Source organism: Amycolatopsis antarctica (genome assembly GCF_002262875.1).
GTDB lineage: Bacteria > Actinomycetota > Actinomycetes > Mycobacteriales > Pseudonocardiaceae > Amycolatopsis > Amycolatopsis antarctica.
Genome location: NZ_NKYE01000053.1, coordinates 1 through 602, shown reverse-complemented (window position 1 = coordinate 602; position 602 = coordinate 1). Strand labels below are relative to the sequence as shown.

The window sequence follows — 602 nt, the reverse complement described above, 5'->3', positions numbered from 1 at the left end:
GCGCCGTCGTCGTCCTTCATGGCCCGGGCGGTGGTCACGAAGGCGCGCTGTTCTCTTCCGGAGCCCAGCCACACAAGATAATCGGTGAAAGTTTCCCCGAGGACGGCGCGGCGGACCGGCCGCTGCTCAACGGGAACCAGCGTAACGCGGTCCGGCCCGAAGACCAGCAACTGGGACTCGTTCGGGTCCGCGATGTCCTTGGGCCGGGCGAGTTCGTGGTTGATCCGCTGCCTTCTGTTCATCAGGACGTCGTGCCCGTACGCGTCGACCGCAAGGACCCCCAGGTGGACAGTGTCCAAAATGGTGTTCAGGAGCGCCCCCTGGCGTTGGCTGGTGCGAAGGTTGTCCTGCAGCTGGGCATCCTTCTCCTCAAGCGCGCGCTGCTGCCGCGTCATGCTGAGCGTCAATACGCTGACGGACACCCCGATGCCGAGCATCATGACCGGAAGGAGCAGGGACCGCGCCAGGTCCTGGGGCGTCGGGCTCCCCTCCAGCAGCAGCGGGACCCAAATGATGGCAAGCGGGGCCAGGAAGGACAGCCACAGGGATGTCCGGGGGTAATATCCGGATGCGCACAGCCAGATCACCGGGAACACCGCCAG

1 protein-coding gene is annotated in these 602 nt (G+C 65.8%); it reads right to left on the bottom strand.

Features of this window, described 5'->3' with window-relative positions:
* The coding region (locus CFN78_RS28390; protein WP_205660689.1) for a hypothetical protein at nucleotides 1-602 on the bottom strand (602 nt) is incomplete at both ends.